Annotated in this window: 22 protein-coding genes; 14 read left to right on the plus strand and 8 right to left on the minus strand. The window is 39.2% G+C overall.

The genetic code is table 11. The features are described 5' to 3' along the window. Positions 1–101 precede the first annotated feature (101 nt). From rpoD to B7E07_RS07295, 6 genes are all read left to right on the plus strand, one after another. Positions 102–1,226 carry an RNA polymerase sigma factor RpoD gene (gene rpoD / locus B7E07_RS07265; RefSeq protein WP_080845016.1) on the plus strand — a complete coding sequence of 375 codons (1,125 nt, stop codon included), beginning with the start codon at positions 102–104 and terminating at the stop codon, positions 1,224–1,226. 112 nt (positions 1,227–1,338) lie between these two features. Continuing rightward, the gene (locus B7E07_RS07270) at positions 1,339–1,866 is read left to right on the plus strand and encodes a hypothetical protein (RefSeq protein ID WP_080845018.1); all 528 of its coding nucleotides are present in this window, start codon (positions 1,339–1,341) and stop codon (positions 1,864–1,866) included. Between the two features lie 96 nt (positions 1,867–1,962). Next, positions 1,963–3,102 carry an acyl-CoA dehydrogenase family protein gene (locus B7E07_RS07275; protein ID WP_080845019.1) on the plus strand — a complete coding sequence of 380 codons (1,140 nt, stop codon included), beginning with the start codon at positions 1,963–1,965 and terminating at the stop codon, positions 3,100–3,102. Positions 3,103–3,408: 306 nt separating this feature from the next. Beyond that, entirely contained in the window at positions 3,409–3,774 is a 366-nt protein-coding gene (gene cccA, locus B7E07_RS07280; RefSeq protein ID WP_080845022.1) for a cytochrome c550, read from the plus strand. 309 nt (positions 3,775–4,083) lie between these two features. Next, positions 4,084–4,800 carry a tRNA (adenine(22)-N(1))-methyltransferase gene (locus tag B7E07_RS07290; RefSeq protein ID WP_080845027.1) on the plus strand — a complete coding sequence of 239 codons (717 nt, stop codon included), beginning with the start codon at positions 4,084–4,086 and terminating at the stop codon, positions 4,798–4,800. Continuing rightward, positions 4,787–5,902 carry a Nif3-like dinuclear metal center hexameric protein gene (locus B7E07_RS07295; RefSeq protein WP_080845029.1) on the plus strand — a complete coding sequence of 372 codons (1,116 nt, stop codon included), beginning with the start codon at positions 4,787–4,789 and terminating at the stop codon, positions 5,900–5,902. Before B7E07_RS07290 ends, B7E07_RS07295 begins: the two co-directional genes overlap by 14 nt. 35 nt (positions 5,903–5,937) lie before the next feature. On the opposite strand, the gene B7E07_RS07300 is transcribed toward B7E07_RS07295, so the two are convergent. Both B7E07_RS07300 and vrrA read right to left on the minus strand, forming a co-directional pair. Continuing rightward, positions 5,938–6,882, minus strand: a complete 945-nt coding sequence (locus tag B7E07_RS07300) for a 4-hydroxy-3-methylbut-2-enyl diphosphate reductase (RefSeq protein WP_080845030.1) — start codon at positions 6,880–6,882, stop codon at positions 5,938–5,940. A 190-nt stretch (positions 6,883–7,072) separates the two neighbouring features. Further along, the gene (vrrA, locus tag B7E07_RS07305; protein WP_080845033.1) at positions 7,073–7,636 is read right to left on the minus strand and encodes a VrrA/YqfQ family protein; all 564 of its coding nucleotides are present in this window, start codon (positions 7,634–7,636) and stop codon (positions 7,073–7,075) included. Positions 7,637–8,221: 585 nt separating this feature from the next. Here vrrA and B7E07_RS07310 point away from each other — a divergent pair. After that, complete coding sequence (locus tag B7E07_RS07310; RefSeq protein ID WP_139785584.1) at positions 8,222–9,532, plus strand: DEAD/DEAH box helicase; 1,311 nt, start codon at positions 8,222–8,224, stop codon at positions 9,530–9,532. Positions 9,533–9,549: 17 nt separating this feature from the next. After that, positions 9,550–10,443, plus strand: coding sequence for a deoxyribonuclease IV (locus B7E07_RS07315; protein WP_080845041.1), 894 nt, complete (start codon positions 9,550–9,552; stop codon positions 10,441–10,443). Positions 10,444–10,592: 149 nt separating this feature from the next. Here B7E07_RS07315 and B7E07_RS07320 read toward each other — a convergent pair whose 3' ends face one another. Beyond that, positions 10,593–10,847 (minus strand): DUF2624 domain-containing protein, encoded by a 255-nt coding sequence (locus B7E07_RS07320; RefSeq protein WP_257391411.1) that lies wholly within the window; start codon positions 10,845–10,847, stop codon positions 10,593–10,595. Between the two features lie 234 nt (positions 10,848–11,081). Here B7E07_RS07320 and B7E07_RS07325 point away from each other — a divergent pair, with 234 nt between their 5' ends. From B7E07_RS07325 to B7E07_RS07335, 3 genes are read left to right on the plus strand one after another with little or no spacing between them, the layout of a single operon-like run. Next, positions 11,082–11,879, plus strand: coding sequence for a metal ABC transporter ATP-binding protein (locus B7E07_RS07325; protein WP_080845047.1), 798 nt, complete (start codon positions 11,082–11,084; stop codon positions 11,877–11,879). Beyond that, entirely contained in the window at positions 11,876–12,718 is an 843-nt protein-coding gene (locus B7E07_RS07330) for a metal ABC transporter permease (RefSeq protein ID WP_080845049.1), read from the plus strand. The genes B7E07_RS07325 and B7E07_RS07330 overlap by 4 nt, the downstream gene beginning before the upstream one ends. 48 nt (positions 12,719–12,766) lie before the next feature. Continuing rightward, positions 12,767–13,177, plus strand: coding sequence for a Fur family transcriptional regulator (locus B7E07_RS07335; protein ID WP_066443572.1), 411 nt, complete (start codon positions 12,767–12,769; stop codon positions 13,175–13,177). A 39-nt stretch (positions 13,178–13,216) separates the two neighbouring features. Here the strand turns inward: B7E07_RS07335 and B7E07_RS07340 are convergent, their stop codons facing one another. Then, entirely contained in the window at positions 13,217–13,798 is a 582-nt protein-coding gene (locus tag B7E07_RS07340) for a 5' nucleotidase, NT5C type (protein WP_080845052.1), read from the minus strand. Between the two features lie 259 nt (positions 13,799–14,057). Here B7E07_RS07340 and B7E07_RS07345 point away from each other — a divergent pair, with 259 nt between their 5' ends. After that, complete coding sequence (locus B7E07_RS07345) at positions 14,058–14,450, plus strand: hypothetical protein (RefSeq protein WP_080845053.1); 393 nt, start codon at positions 14,058–14,060, stop codon at positions 14,448–14,450. A gap of 47 nt (positions 14,451–14,497) precedes the next feature. Here B7E07_RS07345 and ispG read toward each other — a convergent pair whose 3' ends face one another. The 3 genes from ispG to B7E07_RS07360 all read right to left on the minus strand — a co-directional run bounded on the left by ispG (position 14,498) and on the right by B7E07_RS07360 (position 17,224). Then, positions 14,498–15,619: a flavodoxin-dependent (E)-4-hydroxy-3-methylbut-2-enyl-diphosphate synthase gene (gene ispG, locus B7E07_RS07350; protein WP_176215286.1), complete on the minus strand. Its 1,122-nt coding sequence runs from the start codon at positions 15,617–15,619 to the stop codon at positions 14,498–14,500. A gap of 150 nt (positions 15,620–15,769) precedes the next feature. Then, positions 15,770–16,090, minus strand: coding sequence for a hypothetical protein (locus B7E07_RS07355; RefSeq protein WP_080845058.1), 321 nt, complete (start codon positions 16,088–16,090; stop codon positions 15,770–15,772). A 351-nt stretch (positions 16,091–16,441) separates the two neighbouring features. Then, a complete protein-coding gene (locus B7E07_RS07360) occupies positions 16,442–17,224 on the minus strand; it encodes a DUF1189 domain-containing protein (protein ID WP_306807548.1) in 783 nt (260 codons plus the stop codon). A gap of 246 nt (positions 17,225–17,470) precedes the next feature. On the opposite strand from B7E07_RS07360, the gene B7E07_RS07365 reads away from it, so the two are divergent. Then, complete coding sequence (locus B7E07_RS07365; protein ID WP_176215126.1) at positions 17,471–19,102, plus strand: Na/Pi cotransporter family protein; 1,632 nt, start codon at positions 17,471–17,473, stop codon at positions 19,100–19,102. Positions 19,103–19,549: 447 nt separating this feature from the next. Beyond that, entirely contained in the window at positions 19,550–20,032 is a 483-nt protein-coding gene (locus B7E07_RS07370) for a DUF456 domain-containing protein (protein ID WP_080845061.1), read from the plus strand. 64 nt (positions 20,033–20,096) lie between these two features. Here B7E07_RS07370 and B7E07_RS07375 read toward each other — a convergent pair whose 3' ends face one another. Then, positions 20,097–20,792 carry a Crp/Fnr family transcriptional regulator gene (locus tag B7E07_RS07375; protein ID WP_080845063.1) on the minus strand — a complete coding sequence of 232 codons (696 nt, stop codon included), beginning with the start codon at positions 20,790–20,792 and terminating at the stop codon, positions 20,097–20,099. Positions 20,793–21,069: the final 277 nt, after the last annotated feature.

A 21,069-nucleotide genomic window follows, 5' to 3' on the forward strand; every position in this document is an offset into this window, starting at 1 on the left:
TAGAAGTTTTGAGCAGAAGCTCATTTCTATAATGGAATAAATGGTACTTAAACATTGCGCTTTATATACGCTGTGTGTGATTTTTGGAAGGAGGGGGACAAATGGCTGAAAAATCGGCCCGTTCAAAAGAGGTTGATTCAGAATTGACCCTTGAACAAGCAAAAGAACAAGTTTTAGAGGTAGGAAAGAAGACTGGTGTTCTCGCCTACGATGATATAGCAGAAAGATTGGCTAACTTTGAATTGGACTCCCACCAAATGGATGAGTTTTATGAGTTCCTTGGAGATCAGGGAATCGAGCTTGTTGGTGATAATGATGATGCAGATCCAAACATAAAAGAGCTTGCTAAAGGTGAAGAAGAATTCGACCTTAATGATCTAAGTGTACCGCCTGGAGTGAAAATTAACGACCCTGTTCGTATGTATTTAAAAGAAATTGGGCGAGTTGACCTTTTGACTGCCGAAGAAGAAATTTCATTGGCAAACCGCATTGAAGAAGGCGATGAAGAAGCAAAACGCCGTCTTGCAGAGGCGAACTTAAGACTTGTTGTGAGTATCGCCAAAAGATATGTCGGCCGTGGCATGCTGTTCCTGGACTTAATTCAGGAAGGAAACATGGGTCTTATTAAAGCTGTTGAAAAATTTGACTACCGTAAAGGGTTTAAATTTAGCACATATGCTACTTGGTGGATTCGTCAGGCGATTACGCGTGCGATTGCAGACCAAGCGAGAACAATCCGTATTCCGGTCCATATGGTTGAGACGATTAACAAGTTAATTCGAGTACAGCGTCAGCTGCTTCAGGATCTTGGCCGTGAACCATCTCCAGAAGAAATTGCGGAAGATATGGACTTAACACCTGAGAAGGTACGTGAAATCTTAAAGATCGCTCAAGAGCCTGTATCACTTGAAACACCAATTGGTGAAGAGGATGACTCACATCTTGGCGACTTTATTGAAGACCAGGATGCCACTTCACCTTCTGAGCATGCTGCCTATGAACTTTTAAAGGAACAGCTTGAAGATGTACTTGATACTTTAACCGATCGTGAAGAGAACGTGCTTAGACTTCGTTTTGGACTTGATGACGGACGTACTAGGACGCTTGAAGAAGTCGGTAAAGTATTCGGAGTAACCCGTGAGCGTATCCGTCAAATTGAAGCGAAAGCACTTCGAAAACTAAGACATCCAAGCAGAAGCAAAAGGCTTAAGGACTTTTTAGAATAGGTCAATTCACCTATTGGTTATATGAATTAAGGATTGCTATGAAATAGTTTACTTCTTACAATAGAGGTAAACTATTTTTGTTTATCAGCTAATTAGATTGGATGTGCGCAGCATGCAGCATAAAAGAAAAAGCATCATTATCAATGAAATCAATTATTGGAAGAAGAACAGGCTGCTGCCTGAACAATATTGTGATTATTTACTTGCTTTGTACACGGAAGGGAATCAGCCGAAGGAAGATCGAAAAGTTGTTAATGGGAAAATGCTGAAAAGTGTTAACCTTCTTTTCTTGCTGCTTATTCCAATGTCTGTGTTTTTATTATATTTTACTGAATTATCTATCATTTTGCAAACTGCCTTTGCTATTTTATTTATTTTTTTAGGTGCAACATTATTTTTTTATTTTTCTAAAAAAGAAATTATCCTGCATATACCAATCATAACATCAACTCTTATTTACCTTTTTTTCTCTGTAGAGATTGTCACCGTTTATTTTCCAAATCAATCTCTGCCACTCTATATGAACTTGATTTCTAATTGTTTGATTTGGGTTTTGCTCGGATGGAAGTGGCGGCTGATCTATTTAAGGATTTCCGGATTTTTAGGTATTGCTGCCATTGTTGTTTCTATTTTTATATAATAATATATTTTTTAAAATTTTTAAATGTTGAGAAAATAATACATTCCCCTATATAATATTAATGAAAGCGTATTCAAAACACTAAGGGGGATGCAAATGAATTTTAATTTAACATCCGAACAGGAAATGATTTATAAAACGATTAAGGAATTTGCGGAAGAAGAAGTCGCTCCAGGAGCACTTGAACGGGACAAAACGAAGGCGTTTCCAAAAGATATATTCAAGCAGCTGGCAGATTTAGGAATGATGGGATTGCCCTTTCCGGAAGAATATGGTGGAGCAGGAGCAGATGCGATAAGCTTTGCGATTGTAACAGAATTATTAAGCAAGGCCTGTGCATCCACTGGGATTACATATTCTGCTCATATATCTTTAGGTGGCGCACCATTAAATATGTTTGGTACAGAGGAACAGAAACAAAAGTATTTAGTCCCTATTTGTACAGGCGAAACGTTTGGTGCATTTGGGTTAACTGAGCCGAATGCTGGTTCAGATGCAGGAGGTACCAGAACAACTGCGATTGAGAAAAATGGCGAATATATCATTAATGGAAATAAGTGTTACATTACGAACGCAAGCTATGCAAACCATTTGGCTCTTACAGCAATTACTGGGGAACATAGTGGGGCAAAAGAAATTAGTGCTATTATTGTTCCAACAAATGCTAAAGGTTTTAAGGTTATTGATAATTATGAGAAGATGGGCCTTCATGCTTCAAATACAACCGAGCTGGTTCTAGAAGATGTATGCGTTCCTACTGAGCAATTGCTCGGAAAGAAGGGAGAAGGGTTTAAACAGTTTTTAATTACGCTTGATGGCGGTCGTATCGGCATTGGCGCTATGGCTGTCGGCATCGCCCAGGCAGCCTATGAAAAAGCTCTGCAATATGCAAAAGAGCGTCAGCAATTCGGCCGGTCGCTTTCCCATTTTCAGGCGATTCAATTTAAGCTTGCCGATATGGCTATGAAAATAGAATTAGCAAGAAATATGGTTTATAAAGCTGCTTGGCTGAAGGATCAAGGAAAGCCATTCACTAAGGAAGCTTCTATGTGCAAACTATATGCCTCAGAAATTAGCATGGAAATTGCTGATCAAGCCGTTCAAATTCATGGAGGATATGGCTATATGAAGGAGTATCATGTAGAACGTTATATGCGAGATGCGAAACTAACGGAAATTGGGGAAGGAACTTCTGAAATTCAGAGAATGGTAATTGCCCGGCAAATCGGCTGTTAAAAGTTGTATATTTTCATGGGAATTGAAAACTCTACTGATAACGGTAGAGTTTTTTGTATTAAAAGAATCTTAAATGAGTAACAAAGATAAAACACGGGTGCAGTTGCTGATTCTAAGAATGTAGTCCAAGTGCAACTAAGCTTTGCAGACTTGCGACTAAACAAGTTTTCTTTGTCAATTTTATGAACAAGTAGTGACAACTTTCACTTTAGGTCTTTTCCTTCACGCCATTTTAAAGTAAAATAGAGTTTGTTTGTATGTGCTTAACTTTATTGAATGTGCTTCTTACATAAGGGGGGTTAAATGATGAACCGTAATCCAATTATTCCATTCGTTATCATAATGGTCATTGGAATTGGTGCTATGTTCCTGCTTTCATTTAAAGGAATTGGTGACAATGAACAGCTTGCCGCTGAACTTAACGGCGAAGGTGGAGAAACAACCGACGAAATTGCTCAAGCGAATCCAGAGGAAATTTACCAGCAAAGCTGTATTGGCTGCCACGGGGATCAATACCAAGGTGGGGCAGGTCCTGCGTTAACAGGTGTTGGTGATAGGCTGTCTCAAGATGAAATCGTTGACATTTTAACGAATGGTAAAGGCGCAATGCCTGGCGGATTAGTTCCTGGGAATGAAACTGCTATGGCAGAGTGGCTTTCTGAGCTGCAGTAAAAATAGGAATTTCATTTGGACAGGCATTATTTAGCATTTTAGCAATGTCTGTCTGCCCTGATACATGAAAAAAACCCTTTATATATAAAGGGTTTTTTTGTACTTTCAGAAAAAAGTTATAAATTTTCCTTATTGAAGTGAATTTAACGGAAACATGATAACCGAACCCCATACCCCTAATCTTCTCTTAGACACCTCAGTAGCATGCACTGGGCGTCTGGATACGGCGGGTTGACAAGAGGAAGCATCATTTATAGGATGGAAACAGGACTGTTTAGCAGTCGAACTACAAAGTAAAGTGGTGGCAAAATGAATACAGAAAAGTTATCAAAGCGGCTTGAAACAGTTGCAAATTACATAAAAGAAGGCTCCGCAATCGCGGATATCGGCTCAGATCATGCCTATCTGCCCTGTTATGCTGTAAAAAAAGGACTTGCAAAACGGGCAATTGCAGGTGAAGTGGTGGAAGGACCATTTCAATCGGCAACAAGGCAAGTGAAGAGTGAAGGTCTTGAAGAGGTCATTTCTGTGCGTAAGGGAAGCGGTCTGGAAGTGTTAGAAGCAGGAGAAGCTGACTGCATTACCATTGCAGGAATGGGAGGCCCGCTAATCGCCTCTATCTTAGAAGATGGGAAGCATAAACTGTCAGGAAAAGAACGATTAATTCTGCAGCCTAACATTAGTGCGATTGCCATACGTGAATGGCTATTAAAGAATGGCTGGGAGCTTATTGCAGAAGAAATTCTAGAAGAAGATGGGAAGATATATGAAATTCTAGTTGCAGAGAAAGGGAATCCACATGGTTCTTATCATCAACTGGAGAAGGAATTGCTGTTTGGTCCGTTTTTGTTTTCTGAGAAATCGCCAGTCTTTATAAAAAAATGGGAAGGAGAGTTAGCAAATTGGCGCAAGATTCTCATGAACCTGGAAAAAGCTGCAGGCAGTGAAGAAAATGATCAGAAAAAGAAAGAGCTGCAGAAAAAAATTCTACATGCAGAGGAGGCCATTCAGAATGAAAAAAGTTAATGGACATGAAATAATCGGTTTATTTGAGCAATATTCTCCAAAAACTTATGCGATGGAAGGGGATAAGGTTGGTCTGCAAATTGGAAGTTTAGGCAGAAGTGTCGAAAATGTAATGATTGCCTTAGATGTTGTAGAAGAGGTTGTGGATGAAGCAATCGCGAACAATGTGCAGCTAATTATTGCACATCATCCTCCGATCTTTAGACCGCTCAAAGCCATCAATTTAGATACACCTGCCGGCAGAATGCTCGAAAAACTAATTAAGCATGATATTGCTGTATATGCTGCTCATACTAACTTAGATGTAGCAACTGGCGGTGTTAACGACCTGCTTGCTGAAGCACTCGGACTGCAAAATACAGAAGTGCTGTATCCTACATATGAAACGACTTTGAAAAAACTGGTTGTTTATGTGCCAGCTGAAAATGCTTCTGCTTTGAGGAAAGCATTAGGCGATGCTGGCGCTGGAGCCATCGGCAAATATAGTCATTGTACCTTCTCTTCTTCAGGAACGGGGCAATTTTTACCGAATAATGATGCAAACCCTCATATCGGTGAAATTGGAAAACTGGAATCTGTTTCTGAAGAGCGGATTGAGACCATTTTCCCTGTACATCTGGAGAAACAAATCCTCCGTGCCATGTTTAAAGCCCATCCATATGAAGAGGTAGCATATGACCTATACGAACTAGCCAATAAAGGAGAAACTCTGGGACTTGGACGAATTGGACAAATAGACGAAATGACCCTGGAGCAATTTGCGGAGCATATAAAGGACCGTTTAGAGGTTAAAGGGGTAAGAGTCGTTGGGAATTTAAGTGACAAGGTGAAAAGGGTAGCTGTACTCGGCGGTGATGGAAACAAATATTATATGTCAGCCAAACTGAAGGGTGCAGACGTGTATGTAACTGGTGATATGTATTATCATGTTGCGCACGATGCTATGCTAGCAGGGTTAAATATCATTGATCCAGGGCATAACATTGAAAAAGTCATGAAAAAAGGTGTCGCGCATAAGCTTACAAAGATGGCTGAATTAAAAGGCTGGGATGTAAAAATTTTCTCTTCTGTTTTAAATACAGACCCATTTCAATTTTTATAAGTGAAAAAAGGTGCCCTGCATATGGGCACCTTTTGTTATTTTACTTGTTTAATTTTTGGAAGAATTTTGTTCAGCGGAACTTTCTTTTCTGTTACCCAAGTTGATTCATCAAGGGGATTAAATTGCTGAATAAAGTTGATTACTTCTTTGGTAATAGGTGTTGGTGTAGAGGCACCAGATGTTACACCAACTGTCTCAGCATCCTTAATCCAATCAATTTGAAGCTCTGAAAGATCGGCAATTCTATATGCGCGTGTGCCTGCAATATCTTCGGAAACTTGAGCAAGACGGTTGGAGTTATTGCTTTTCGGGTCTCCGACAACAATAACAACATCTGCCTCTCCAGCTTGTTTTGCAACTGCTTCTTGTCGAACTTGAGTTGCCAGGCAAATTTCTTTGTGAAACTCAGCATGCGGGAATCTTTCTTTGATTTGGTCCATTACATGGCCAACATCCCATTGACTCATGGTTGTCTGATTGGTTACAAGCACTTTCTGTCCCTGCAGATCAAGTTTGTTCACATCTTCAATGGTCTCAACGAGATGAACGATGTCTGGCGCTACGCCGATTGCACCTTCAGGCTCTGGGTGTCCTTTTTTTCCAATATAAATGATTTGAAAGCCTTCATCTTTTTTCTCTCTGATTAAATCATGTGTTCTTGTGACATCCGGACAAGTTGCATCAATTGTGACTAGCCCTTTTTCTTTCGCGCGTTTGCGAATCTGAGGTGAAACGCCATGAGCTGTAAAGATGACGGTGCCCTTTTCAACCTTTTCGAGAATTTCTTCTCTGTCTTTTCCATCTAATGTGATGATTCCTTCTTCTTCGAAGGCATCTGTTACATGTTTATTGTGGACGATCATACCTAATATATATATTGGCCTCGGCAGCGTTTTATCAAGTGCTGCATTGCGCGCGATCACCATTGCATCGACAACTCCATAACAATAGCCGCGAGGTGATATCTTAATAATGTTCAATTATATTCCTCCCCAAGTGAAACGTTCTATCTCTCAGATCGCTGTTTTTCAACCTGAAGATATGTGAAACCGATCAATTCTACCCTATTATATAAAACTTACAGCAATAATTCAAAGATCGTCTATTTCAGGTTCAGCAGATTATTGCTTCCTAAATAATAAAAACCCGCCAAAAAGCAGGCGGATTCAATTATATATATAATTTAGGTGTTGAGGTCCCTTTTTTTGCTTCTTTATTTGGAGTGAAATCTACAGATTCATCATTTTTAATATCAATATTTTGGGAAGTGTTCTTATCTTTGCTTTTCAAAGGTTTATTTTCTGTTTCTTCTGTTGTATCATCTGCATCTGGCATATCTTTTAATCCACGATAAAGCTTCCACATGGCCGGAAGGTTTTTCACCATTGGGCCGTATTGCTGGACCATTGGCCCGATTTGATTTGCAGTATGAAGCACCTTCTGCGTGTTATTTAAAAAACCGCTTATGGCAGCAGGATTTGTCAGTGTCTGCAAGAATCCTCCACTTGAAGCTGCACCGGCTCCGCCAGCTGTTCTGCTGCCCAAAAGCCCGGCTGCGCCTCCAGCTTTATTGCCGCCACCACCTAGAATTTTTGCAAGTAAACCACCACCCCCGCCTTGGCCGCGCATCGGTCCTCTCATCATCTGCCCCATCTGTGGCTGACCGCCCATCGGACCCATAAACGGACTGCGTGGCATTCCTCCCTGAAAAGGCCCGCGTTGTCCTGGAAACATTTCTTTTTCCCCCTTTCAAACTACATCAATTAGCATAAAAAATTCCATCGTCTACTGTGATAAATGACTGCTTTATAATAAACTATGCACCAATATGCAAATGGTTTAGGTTCCAGCGGAAAAAAAGCTTTTATTGTTAAAAAAACAAAAAATAGACCAACATAAATATATATGCAGTGAATAGGTGGTTATTTACACAAAACTTTATTATAATAACATGATGACCAGAAAAGCGGAATCGGCTTGTTCAGCCCCGACAAGCATAAGACAAGATGGCATAAAGGTTGTTCTTTAACCTTTAGGACAGATTGGCTTATGACCTCGAGGGGCTAGCCGATGGAGCTGGACAGAGAAAAGCGGATGGCGCTTGCTCAGGGGCGACTAGCTTAAGGCAAGCCAGCTGGGAGGTGTTCTTTACCTTCAAGATGGATTGACTTAAGACCTCGAGCCCCTAGCGCCAGGAGCTGGACAAAGAAAAGCGATGAGATCCACCTGAATTGCATCTGAACGTAATTTAGAAGTGTTTACAGAGCTAATATATGTAGTTGAAGTGTTTTTGGAAGAATTGAACCTTAAGGAGTTTATATAATGTCAACAAAATTTGAACGTTTTCAATTTACACCGTTTATTAATGATGCAATTAAGGATTTGGGTTTTTATGAGCCAACGGAAATCCAAGAAAGGCTTATCCCATCCATATTAAAAGGGGAAAGTGCAATCGGGCAGTCTCAGACAGGAACAGGAAAGACTCTTGCCTATGTCCTGCCAATGCTGCAAAAAATCGACCCTTCTAAAAAGGAGCTGCAGGCAATTATCACGGCTCCTACACGGGAGCTTGCCAATCAGATCTATCAGGAAGTCTTAAAGATCACAAAGCATTGTAAGGAAGGCGAAGAAATTGCCGCGCGCTGTTATGTTGGCGGTACGGACAAGCAAAGAACAATCGAGAAGTTAAAAAACCAGCCTCATATTGTGATTGGAACACCTGGAAGAATTTCAGATTTGGTTAAAGAAAATGCGCTGTTTGTGCACACAGCACATATGCTAGTAGTCGACGAAGCAGATCTAATGCTGGATATGGGCTTTATTGAAGATGTAGATGTGATCGCGGCAAGAATGCAGGAGAAGCTTCAGATGCTTGTCTTTTCAGCGACTATTCCAGAAAAATTAAAGCCATTTTTAAAGAAATATATGGAAAATCCTAAGTTTGTGCATGTTGAGCCGAAACAAATGGCTGCCAGCAAAATTGAACATATTTTGCTTCCTTCACGTCACCGTAACAAGGTTAACCTTGTATATGAAGCTTTAAAGGCATATAACCCGTATTTGGCGATTGTTTTTACAAATACGAAGAAAAAAGCAGATGAAGTGGCAGATGGTCTCATGAGCAAGGGATTAAAGGTCGGTAGAATCCATGGTGACCTGAATCCGCGTGAACGCAAAAAAATGATGAAGCAGATTGTTGATTTAGAATTTCAATATATTGTGGCGACTGATTTAGCTGCCAGAGGAATTGATATTCAGGGAATAAGCCATGTCATTAACTATGAGCTTCCAACCGATCTTGATTTTTACATTCATCGTGTAGGTCGTACGGGGAGAGCTGGCTTTTCAGGAATTGCTCTGACTGTCTATGATCCAGCAAACGAGGATGCGTTAAACAAGCTGGAAAAAATGGGTATTGCTTTTAAGCATGTTGATTTGCAAAATGGCAATTGGACTGAATTGGACGATCGCAATAAGCGGAAAAATCGTCAAAGACAAACAGACGATACAGACAAAAAGGCACAGTCGCTTGTCCAAAAGCCGAAAAAAGTAAAACCAGGCTATAAAAAGAAAATGAAGTGGGAAATGGATAAAATTAAAAAACGCGAAAGAAGAATTAAACGCAAGTAAGCTGGGGGGAGAAGAAGATGCTTAAAATTGGTTCGCATGTTTCAATGAGCGGTAAAAAAATGCTGCTGGCAGCTAGTGAGGAAGCGGCATCCTATGGTGCAAATACGTTTATGATTTATACAGGAGCACCGCAAAATACACGCAGAAAAAAAATCGAAGACTTGAACATTGAAGAAGGTCTTAAGCATATGCAAGCTAATGGAATGGCTGATATTGTTGTGCATGCTCCGTATATCATCAATATCGGCAATACCACAAACCCTGCAACATTTGAGCTTGGTGTAAATTTCTTGCGATCAGAAATTGATCGCACAGAGGCCTTAGGCGCGCGACAAATCGTTCTTCATCCAGGTGCTCATGTTGGTGCTGGAGCGGAAGAGGGGATTAAAAAGATTATTGAAGGTCTTAACGAAGTCCTGAATGGGGAAGAACAGGTTCAGATTGCTTTAGAAACAATGGCCGGAAAAGGATCTGAGTGCGGAAGAAGCTTTGAGGAATTGGCGATGATTATGGAGGGTGTCACCCATAACGAGCATTTATCCGTTTGCTTTGATACGTGCCATACCCATGATGCTGGCTACGATATTGTCGAAGATTTTGATGGTGTACTGGAAAGCTTTGATAAAATAGTCGGTTTAGATCGATTAAAGGTTCTTCATATTAATGACAGCAAAAATGAAAGAGGCGCACGTAAAGACCGTCATGAAAATATTGGCTTTGGCCATATCGGTTTTAAAGCTTTAAATTATATTGTTCATCATCCGCAGCTGTCTCATATTCCAAAAATATTAGAGACACCATTTGTCGGAGAAGATAAAAGCAGCAAAAAGGCGCCTTATAAGCATGAAATCGCAATGCTGAGAGACCAGGCCTTTAATGAAAATCTGCTGACTGATATTCAGGGTTCATAATGAAAAAGAGGAGGCCGTCTTATGCGGCTTCCTCTTTTTGGCATTTAGAAAGCGTCAAAAAACGAAGCAGACTTGCATCAAAAACATGTTAAAATACGATATAAAACCGAATTAAACTGCGGTATGCCATTCTTTAAGTAAGTATTGGGTTACTTGGAGAACATTAAAAATAATTTATTTACTTGTTTTGCGGTATCAGGACCAGCGATTTTGGCAATTTCTTTAATAACCTTTGCACGGTCGCTATCGTTAAATATATTAATTTTTTTACCTCGCAAATATTGTGCAATTTTCTCTGCATCTGCTTTCGCAACGGAAATTTGGAATTGATTCGCATATTTTAATAATTCGGCACCAGTAATATTACTTAATTTATGATTAATAATGTTTTCAAACAGCTTCAATGTCATCCCTCCCAATGTACTCTATGACATAAGCTTGAAAATCGTGACTAATTTTATCGTGCGGGTGCAGCAAAGCTAAAATAGGCACTTGGAATTAGAAATAAAATATATGGAAGTGGAATGATTCAGTAAGCGCTGCTGCCATTCGGCGAGTTTTCTTTACTTTTAAAAGAGCATGGGGTATACTACGGTTTGTTAAAAATCGTAATGATTCTTAAATAATAGGTGATTCAGATGGGGAATAAAGATTCCATTATTGTAATAGAGGATGTTTCATATCGTTATGAAAAAGAAAATGTGCTCGAGAATATTCAGCTGACAGTAGAGACTGGCTCTTTTTTAGCAATTGTAGGTCCAAATGGCTCTGGTAAATCAACTTTATTAAAGCTTCTGCTGGGCCTTTTAAAACTGCAAAGTGGCAAAATCAAGCTGTTTGGCCAGGATATTGCCAGGTTTAAGGAATGGCATAAAATTGGCTATGTCTCACAAAAGGCCAATTCGTTTAACACTGGCTTCCCTGCCACTGTATATGAAGTGGTTTCAAGCGGACTGACTACAAAGATCGGCCTTTTCCGTTTTATGAAAAAGTCTGACGAGCAAAAAGTACTGCAGGCGATTAGATCTGTCGGCTTGCTGGAATTTAAAGATCGTAATATTGGAGAACTTTCTGGGGGGCAGCAGCAGCGTGTGTTTATAGCGCGGGCACTGGTCAGCGACCCGCAAATTCTGATCTTAGATGAACCAACAGTAGGCGTGGATGCACAAAATGTAGAATCCTTTTATGCCATGCTGGAACATTTGAATAAAGAGCTTCAAATAACACTTTTATTGGTTACACATGATATTGGAGCTGTCTCTGATAAAGTTTCCCATGTCGCATGCATGAATAAAAAACTTCATTTTCATGGAGAAACTGAGGAGTTTGAACAATTAGATATGAAAGATATGTCATTATATTATGGACATGATGTTCAAGTTCTTTCCCATGATCATGGTCATCATCATCACCATCATGGAGGTGGCCATGCATGATTGAAGGATTAATGCAGTATGAATTTCTGCAAAATGCCTTTCTTACAGGGATCATTATTGGGGTTATTGCGCCTCTGTTAGGCGTATTTATTGTGGTGCGCAGGCTTTCTCTTATTGCGGATGCCCTTAGCCATGTCACATTAGCAGGAATAGCGGCAAGTTTGCTTCTGGAAAAAAAGTTTCTTGGATTGTCAGGACTTAATCCCCTGTATATGGGAATGGTTTTTTCTGTTGGAGGATCTTTGTTCATTGAAAAGCTGCGTGGTGTCTACAAACATTATCAGGAGCTGGCGATTCCCATTATTTTATCTGGGGGCATAGGGCTGAGTGTGATCTTTATTTCAATGGCGGACGGCTTTAACACAGATATATTCAGTTATTTATTTGGCAGTGTCAGTGCCGTGAGCAGACTGGATTTATGGACCATTTTAGTTATTAGTATGGTTGTGATCCTAATAGTTGTTCTTTTATATAAAGAGTTATTTCTGCTTTCATTCGATGAAGAACACGCAAAAGCATCCGGAATGTCAGTGAAAAGTCTTCATTTTATTTTTATTGTAATGGTTGCTCTTGTTATTGCTGCTTCTATGAGAATTGTAGGGATTTTATTAGTGTCTTCTTTAATGACCATTCCGGTTGCGGCAAGTATGAGAATAGCAAAAGGCTTTAAACAAACGATATTTTATTCTATACTATTTGGAGAGATATCCGTAATTGGCGGCCTGTTTATTTCTTATTACGCAGATTTGGCACCAGGCGGAGTGATTGTTGTTATAGCTGTCTGTATTTTGATTTTAACAATCTTTTCAAAAAAAATGATGGCAGCAAGGTCTGCTTAATATATGATAGTTATAGATTATTGAAATGTTTTTTTAGAGGTGATTACAATGAATACACAAGAAGCACTTGATCTTTTGAAGGAAAAAGGCTATAAGATCACTGGCAAAAGAGAAGAAATGTTAGAGCTTTTTGCTGCCAGTAATAAATATTTAACGGCTCGAGATGTAATTGAACATATGAAAGACAACTATCCGGGACTTAGCTTTGATACGATTTATCGAAATCTGTCCCTATTTGCAGAGTTGGATATTTTTGAGATGACCGAGCTTTCAGGTGAAAAGCATTTCCGCTTTACCTGTTCACATCATCACCATCATCATCATTTCATTTGCTTAGATTGCGGTAAGACGAAAGAGATTGGCACTTGTCCTATGGAAGGACTGAGTGAAAACTTAAAAGGGTACGATATTTCGGGTCATAAATTTGAGATTTATGGAAAATGTCCGGAGTGCAGCTGAAAAAACAGCATTAACCATTTGGTTAATGCTGTTTTGTTTTTATCGGGAAACTTTATCAGCAGCAAGCCAATTTTTCACCCAGTCCTCTGCTTCTTGCCAGCTGTATACACGGATGACTCCTTCTGGAATTGGATCTCGATTGTATGGAGTATCAAAAAGCAGTACTGGAATTCCGCATTGCTCATGGATCATTACTGCGTTATCGTGTTTGTCCTCGAAAAATATATCCACATTGTGCTTTTTTGCTGCAGCAATTTTATCATGGCTTCCGATTAATTCAATATGATGGAAGGTTAGTTCATTCTCCAAGAACCAATTTCTGGTTACCTCAAGGAGATGGCTGCCTCTAGCGCTTATAAAATATAATTCATGCTCATCCTTCCACTTTGTTAAGACTTCCCCGGCACCTTCTGCCATAGGCGAATCTTTGTAAATAATGGGTTCATTTGTTGTGAACCACTCTGCAAATTCTTCTTCGCTTACATTTACAAGCGGCATTAAGTCATATTGCTTAATATCCTCTAACGTTAACTTTAACTGAAAGGAAGAATTTAAAAACGGAATCATTGAGGATGGACATGTTACAGTACCATCAATGTCAATTCCAAATCGTTTCTTCATCGTATGCTGCTCCTTTTTATATATAGTAGATCCATACCGTATAAGGTTGGTCGTCCCATGGCTAGAAATGCTATCTTAAGACATGATTCCCTATAATATCTTAACAAATGATTTGTAAACACGAAAGAACTCGATATATATTGATATAAAAGTGGATATTCAACCAGTATTTAGCATTGTAAAATCAGTGGTATTGGCCATAATAATAACTGCTTCACCTGATACACTTCAGCAGTGATAAGGAAAGCGAGGGATTTTGATGGCAGATCAAGATCAAGATCAAAAATTCGATGGTAAAACAAATCATCGATATGGTACAGATATTGGAGAAGTAAAGCAATATGGTGCCTATGGAGCGGGAGATTTTACTGAAGAAACAGCAGCAGAGATTGCTGCTCCTGTCACAACTTATAACCGAAGCAGGTCAGAGACTAATGAGCAGCCAAGAGCAGGGGAAGGAAAAGGTGTTGGCTATACGGCCCTAATCCTTTCAATTCTTTCGCTATTCATCTGGCCGGTTCTAATGGGAGCGGCAGGAATTGTTTTAGGCTTCGTTGCAAGCCGCAGGGGTTCTAAAACGCTCGGAGGATGGGCAATTGGAATTGGAGCAGTATCCATTATTATAGGTCTGTTCATATTGCCATTCTTTTAAGCAGCAGATAAAAAAAGAGTCCGGCTTTTGCCGGGCTCTTTTTCTGCTTATTGCGAAATAATTTCTGCTTGTTCAGCTTTTGCCTTTTCTTCGGCTTGTTTAGCGAAGTATTCTTCGGCGATTTTATCAATTTCAACTTTTAGTTCTTCTACCATGGTTGCTTCAGGTACTTTGCGAACAATTTCTCCTTTGCGGAAAAGCAATCCTTCTCCACGGGCACCTGCAATGCCTATGTCAGCCTCACGAGCTTCACCAGGACCGTTAACAGCGCAGCCTAAAACGGCTACTTTAATTGGAGCTTTAATTGTTGAGATATACTCTTCCACTTCATTTGCGATTGAAATTAGATCAATTTCAATACGACCGCATGTAGGACATGAAATAAGTGTTGCTGCATTAGAAGAAAGGCCAAATACTTTTAGCAGTTCTCTTGCTACCTTTACCTCTTCAACAGGATCAGCACTTAAAGAAATACGAAGGGTATTTCCGAGTCCTTTGCTTAAAATGGCTCCTAGACCAGCAGCACTTTTTACCGTACCAGCAAACAGGGTTCCAGACTCTGTGATGCCAAGGTGAAGCGGGTAATCAAAAGCCATAGATGCTTTTTCATAGGCTTCGATGGCCAAGTTTACATCTGATGCCTTCATGGATACGATGATATCGTGGAAATCAAGATCCTCAAGAATTTTAATGTGATGCAAGGCACTTTCAACCATGCCATCAGCTGTGGGATATCCGTATTTTTCCAGAATTCTTTTTTCTAATGATCCAGCGTTAACCCCAATACGAATTGGAATTCCTTTCGCTTTAGCAGCCTTTACGACAGCTTCAACCTTTTCGCGTCTGCCAATATTACCAGGATTGATTCTGATTTTATCTGCTCCGCCCTCGATCGCTTTTAAGGCAAGTTTATAATCGAAGTGGATATCAACCACAAGTGGAATATTAATTCTCTTTTTAATTTCAGCAATTGCATTAGCCGCTCTTTCATCAGGGCAAGCTACACGGACAACTTGACAGCCTGCTTCTTCTAGACGTTTGATCTCTGCAACAGTTGCCTCAACATCATGTGTCTTTGTTGTTGTCATGCTTTGTATAAATAATTCGTTGCTTCCGCCAATAGTTAAAGGACCAACTTTTACTGGTCTCGTTTTTGTACGATGTATCATCTCAGTCAATGGAGATTCGCTCCTTTTTTTATTCATAAATTTAAAGAACTATGAAAAGAAAGTTCACTTCATTGTATCAATGAAACGCTGAAGTTGACAAGAATGTTGCAATGAATATAAAAGGTTTAACACTGCCTTAATATTATTTGTTTATTTATAAGAAGGGAATTTGTAAGTTTTCCCATTTTGGATTTGTTCAGGCTGGATGCCTGTATTTAAGGTTTGGAAATCGCTCACAACCGTGTCGATTGCTACAGGTACAGGTCCGCCCAGCTGCGCTTCAATGATCGTTAATACGGTTTCACCTGGTCCGACTTCTTTTTCAAAGTACTCTAGACCTGCTTCTTGATTGGCTGCAGAGGCTTCTACGGCAATTTCCTCATTTTGATTGGGAAGTGTGCCGCTTGTTAAATCAAAATAAATAGCATAGATACAAAGAATGGTTAGGATGAAAGCTGAAAGTCTCTTCATATTGGCAGGCCTCCTAGGCATAATGTTCGTACTTAACCAATATGTATGCTCGTCCCCGATAGTTTATTCCTATAAAAATAAGGATACTGGACAAAACATAAAGTAATTCCTAAATACGAACAATTACAGTATGCGTTATGCTGATAGACCAGGCACATGCCACCTGCGCTGCGGATAATATTCTTTCAGGATCATTAAGTCTGATCCTCCTTGTCTCTAGTGCTCCGCGGGGTCTCACCCTTTCTTCTATTGCTCCTATTTAAAATTTTATATAAAAAAAACCGAATGGTGGGAATAGTAATACCCAGTCATTCGGAAATATAGCTAAACTGAACTTATGTCTCAGCAACATTAAACATTATTATTTTTAGGCTGTGGAACTTCTCTGATTGCCAGTAATAGGACAACTATTCCAACAAGCCAGCTAATCAGTGCTCCATTCGGCACAACAGTTTGAAGAGATGCCATAATGGTAAAGAAGATGGTAGACAATGTTATACTGTAAGCAGACATGCGCCAAGTTTGGCGATACTGCAGCTTGCGGTTCATCATGTTTTTGATTAGAAGGCCGATTAAAGCTAAGATGGATACTTCGATAAATCGCAATCCTGCTGAGAAGAGATAAATAATGATCGCCATAATAAGCAGAACGATGATCAAAAAGGAATCAGCAGCTGCTAAGTATTCGGTAATTTCTTGTTTTGAGAAGGTCATTCCAGTCAGCATGCTGTAATCATAAGTTTGTACTTGTCCGCCAGCAACGAAAACAAATTCGTCTTTTAACAATGCAACGGTATTCTGATCAGAGCGTATATCTTCACTTGTTAGCGTGCCAGTCGAATCGAATTGAATAACCATGTCATTTCCTGGAATAGTCAAAGGTTTGTTTTCTTCTGAATGCAATTCACCATCTTCAATATAGAAGTCTGGGAACTCATTCTCTATACTATTTGTTATTTCTTCAACACTATTCATAATAGAAGTACTGAGGAAATAAATGGTCGGAATGACAGAGATCAAAGTAAGGAAAAATACATATAAAATGGTTTTTCCAATTCCTTGAAAGCGAAACATGCTAATATCCTTTGGGGAATAAAGACTTTTAATAAACTGTTTAAAAATATTCATTTTCATTTAGTCGTACACACACCCTTTTTCGTATTCAATGCTTATTCTAGCTTGTTACTTGGAGTTGTACAAGCAAATGAAAATGACTTAATAATGAAACAATTGTAATCAAAATGTAATATTACTACTTAATGTTAAGGTAATGTAAATTCGCGTTAATAATTCTTTACTTTTGAATGTGTTCCCATAATAATTGGTAAGGGGTTTTGAAGAATATTGTCGATTGATTATTAAAAGTAGGGGTTGAAACTTTTGGAACTAGATGTTCAGCAAATGATTTTTGAATTTCTTGGAGGGCTCGGAATATTCCTATACGGAATTAAGACGATGGGGGATGGACTCCAAAAATCAGCTGGTGATCGATTAAGAGATTTACTGGACAGATTTACAACCAATCCGTTTATGGGAGTATTAGCAGGGATACTTGTTACGATATTAATTCAGAGCAGCTCTGCTACAACCGTTATTACGGTAGGTCTGGTTAGTGCTGGTTTTATGACTTTACGTCAAGCTATCGGTGTCATAATGGGTGCGAATATAGGTACAACTGTAACAGCATTTATTATTGGCATTGATGTTGGTGAATACGCATTGCCTATATTGGCAGTAGGTGCGATTCTTTTATTCTTTATTAAAAACAAAAAAGTTAACAACTTTGGTCAGATTCTATTCGGTTTTGGTGCATTATTTTATGGTTTAGAGTTAATGAGCGGCGGAATGAAGCCTTTAAGATCGCTGGAAGCTTTTCATGATTTAACTGTCAGCATGAGCTCTAACCCAATTCTAGGTGTTGTTGTAGGTACTGTATTTACAGTTATTGTTCAAAGCTCCAGTGCGACAATTGGGATTCTGCAAGGGTTGTTTGCTGAAGATTTAATCCGATTAGACGCTGCATTACCTGTGTTATTTGGAGATAATATTGGAACAACGATTACAGCTGTTTTAGCTGCCATTGGTGCTTCTGTTGCTGCTAGAAGAGCAGCAGCCGTTCACGTAATATTTAACATTGTAGGTACGACGATTTTTATGATATTACTGACTCCGTTTACCTATGTAGTGGAAAGTTTACAATCTTTCTTAGACTTGAATCCGCAAATGACGATCGCATTTTCTCATGGAATGTTTAATATAACAAACACGCTTATTCAGCTGCCATTTGTTGGGGCACTAGCTTATATTGTTACTAAGATGATTCCTGGAGAAGACTCTGTTATTGAATATAAAGCAAAACATCTCGATCCAGTTTTCATTCAGCAATCACCTTCAATAGCGCTTGGACAGGCAAAGGAAGAAGTATTGAGAATGGGCCAATTTTCAGTAAAAGGTCTTGAGGAAACTCAAGATTTCTTGACAAATGGCCAACAAAAGCATTCCGATAACGCCTATCAGCTTGAAGAAGCGATAAATAATTTAGACCGTAAAATTACAGATTATCTTGTATTATTGTCTACAAGCTCGCTATCGGAACATGAATCGGAAGAACATACAATGCTGATGGACACAGTCCGTGATATTGAACGGATCGGGGATCACTTTGAAAATATTGTTGAATTGATTGAATTTAAAAAGGCAAATAAAGTAACCATAACAGATCAAGCAATGAAAGATCTGCAGGAGATGTTCGGATTAACCATTACTACGGTCAAAGAAGCGCTCCAGGCATTAGATCATAAAGATAAAGATGCTGCCATTGACGTAGTGAAAAAAGAGGAACAAATTGACCAGATGGAGAGAAAGCTCCGCAAGCAGCATATTCAGCGATTAAACGAAGGATTATGCACAGGTCAATCAGGTATCGTCTATGTTGATATTGTCAGCAACCTGGAAAGAATCGGTGATCATGCTGTTAATATCGCTGAAGCGGTGCTGGGAGAAACAAAATAAAACTGATTTCTGCGTTGCATGCATGATTATACAGAAAGAGGCTGGGACATAGGTTTTAACACAGCCACAGAACCGAATGATTAGGGAGTAAATCTTTCTAATCATTCGGTTTTTGTTTGTTTAACATTTAATATTTCTGAGTGAAATGGAGCGGAGGACCCTTGACTCCTATGGGCAATAGAGGAAAAGGTGAGACCCCGCAGGAGCTTTGCTCCGAGGAGGCTCAGCTTCCTCCCCATGGAAAGCGAGGGTCTGGAGCGAAGGTGGAACGGGCTTTGTTAACACATAAACCTTGAAAATGAACATTCGTGTTTTACAAATAGCAGTTTCGTTTTGTCCCAGCCTCTATTTTGGTTTTTTTATGAAGAGCTTCGCTTTTCAATTCCTATTAGAGATAGTACAATAAGAAAGATGTAAATCGGATATTATTGGCAGGAGAGTGATCAGGTGGAGGCTATTTATTGGATCATCATTGCGATCTTATTTATCGTCGCATTTGTTGGACTTGTATATCCAATTATACCAAGTGTTCTTTTTATTGCGGCAGGTTTTTTGTTATACGGATTTTTATTTTCATTTGAGCCTTTCAGCTGGCTTTTCTGGACTATTCAGATCCTATTTGTCATCTTGCTATTTACCGCAGATTATGCAGCAAACTTAATTGGAGTAAAAAAATATGGCGGCAGCAAAGCAGGCATATGGGGAAGCACCATTGGCTTATTGGCTGGTCCGTTCGTAATTCCTGTTCTGGGAATATTAATTGGTCCGTTCTTAGGTGCTGTTATTGCTGAAGTCGCAGTTCATAAGAAAAATCTGAAAGAAGCTGCAAAGATAGGTTTTGGCTCAGTCGTTGGCTTTGTCAGCAGTGTTGTGACAAAAGGAATCATTCAAGCTATTATGATTATATATTTCCTGCTGGTTGTTTTTTAATAAAAAAGCAAGCATGCGTGCGCCAGGTCGGTACCGCTGCTTGCTTGCTGCTTTTCCCTTCATGTCAGTTAACCCCACAGATCTCAAGGGGACAGTGCTGACAATCAACCTCCCTTTTTAAATGGCTCATATTTAGAATCGTGAACTTTTGGTTCTCATAAGAAATAATGCCTTCTTCACGCAACTCTTTCAGAAGTCTCTGTACAACCTCGCGGGTACCGAATGTTAAATTAGCAAGTTCCTGGTGCGTAAGTACAAGGTCAATTAGAATGCCTTCTTCAGTACGTACTCCATAGCTGTTAGCGAGTCGGATAAGCATTGAATAAAGTCCGCCTTTTTTACCGTTAATAATTAAGTCCTGGCATTTCATTTGTGCTTTTAAATAGCGGGTGCTTAGCCAGGATGTTAAGTTTGCGAGGAGTTTCTTATCATTCAGCAAATACTCCTCAAATTGTTCTCTTTTAATTTTCAGAAGTTCACAATCGGATAGCGATTTGACAAAAAAGTGATAGGATGGATTTTCCTTAAATAATTGATATTCAACGATAATTTCTTCGTCCTTTAAGATCTTAAGAATAAATTCTTTGCCTTTAATATGATGCCTGCCCAATGCAAGATTTCCGGACATCAGCAAGTAAACATAGTCAACAGGATCTTTTTCTTGAAAAAGGATTGTATCTGCTTTAATATGAACAATTCTTTCATTTGCTATAAAATGCTGGATAAGAAGGCTATAAAACGAGATATTAAATTCTGACATATTGTCACTTCCTTATTGGATGCTATACCTCGATTTAAAGCAAAAGTTGGCATGGTGTCAATATAGTTAAGGTACTGTTTTATCCGTGTTTATAAGGGGATTTGCTCCTAGGGTGTTGGCATAGAGACATTTAGGTGATATTTGACAATTTAGCGAAATTTCATGGTTTGTATCTCTATTGGAGAATATAAACGAAAAAAACGGGTATTTTAACTTTGTCAGCAAAGCGTTTTGTTTGAAAGAACAGGCTATCTTTGGTAATCTAACCATGAAGTTC

The organism is Cytobacillus gottheilii (assembly GCF_900166665.1).
GTDB classification, from domain to species: domain Bacteria; phylum Bacillota; class Bacilli; order Bacillales; family Cytobacillaceae; genus Cytobacillus; species Cytobacillus gottheilii_A.

What these genes read in the sequence shown, in the direction of transcription:
- vrrA (WP_080845033.1), bottom strand. Translation starts at nt 7,636, where the DNA reads ATGTTTCCAGGACAACGCGGGCCTTTTCAGGGAGGAATGCCACGCAGT.
- B7E07_RS07325 (WP_080845047.1), top strand. Translation starts at nt 11,082, where the DNA reads ATGGGGAATAAAGATTCCATTATTGTAATAGAGGATGTTTCATATCGT.
- rpoD (WP_080845016.1), top strand. Translation starts at nt 102, where the DNA reads ATGGCTGAAAAATCGGCCCGTTCAAAAGAGGTTGATTCAGAATTGACC.
- B7E07_RS07355 (WP_080845058.1), bottom strand. Translation starts at nt 16,090, where the DNA reads ATGAAGAGACTTTCAGCTTTCATCCTAACCATTCTTTGTATCTATGCT.
- B7E07_RS07295 (WP_080845029.1), top strand. Translation starts at nt 4,787, where the DNA reads ATGAAAAAAGTTAATGGACATGAAATAATCGGTTTATTTGAGCAATAT.
- B7E07_RS07275 (WP_080845019.1), top strand. Translation starts at nt 1,963, where the DNA reads ATGAATTTTAATTTAACATCCGAACAGGAAATGATTTATAAAACGATT.
- cccA (WP_080845022.1), top strand. Translation starts at nt 3,409, where the DNA reads ATGAACCGTAATCCAATTATTCCATTCGTTATCATAATGGTCATTGGA.
- B7E07_RS07345 (WP_080845053.1), top strand. Translation starts at nt 14,058, where the DNA reads ATGGCAGATCAAGATCAAGATCAAAAATTCGATGGTAAAACAAATCAT.
- B7E07_RS07340 (WP_080845052.1), bottom strand. Translation starts at nt 13,798, where the DNA reads ATGAAGAAACGATTTGGAATTGACATTGATGGTACTGTAACATGTCCA.
- B7E07_RS07360 (WP_306807548.1), bottom strand. Translation starts at nt 17,224, where the DNA reads ATGAAAATGAATATTTTTAAACAGTTTATTAAAAGTCTTTATTCCCCA.
- B7E07_RS07330 (WP_080845049.1), top strand. Translation starts at nt 11,876, where the DNA reads ATGATTGAAGGATTAATGCAGTATGAATTTCTGCAAAATGCCTTTCTT.
- B7E07_RS07315 (WP_080845041.1), top strand. Translation starts at nt 9,550, where the DNA reads ATGCTTAAAATTGGTTCGCATGTTTCAATGAGCGGTAAAAAAATGCTG.
- B7E07_RS07270 (WP_080845018.1), top strand. Translation starts at nt 1,339, where the DNA reads ATGCAGCATAAAAGAAAAAGCATCATTATCAATGAAATCAATTATTGG.
- B7E07_RS07335 (WP_066443572.1), top strand. Translation starts at nt 12,767, where the DNA reads ATGAATACACAAGAAGCACTTGATCTTTTGAAGGAAAAAGGCTATAAG.
- B7E07_RS07375 (WP_080845063.1), bottom strand. Translation starts at nt 20,792, where the DNA reads ATGTCAGAATTTAATATCTCGTTTTATAGCCTTCTTATCCAGCATTTT.
- B7E07_RS07290 (WP_080845027.1), top strand. Translation starts at nt 4,084, where the DNA reads ATGAATACAGAAAAGTTATCAAAGCGGCTTGAAACAGTTGCAAATTAC.
- ispG (WP_176215286.1), bottom strand. Translation starts at nt 15,619, where the DNA reads ATGATACATCGTACAAAAACGAGACCAGTAAAAGTTGGTCCTTTAACT.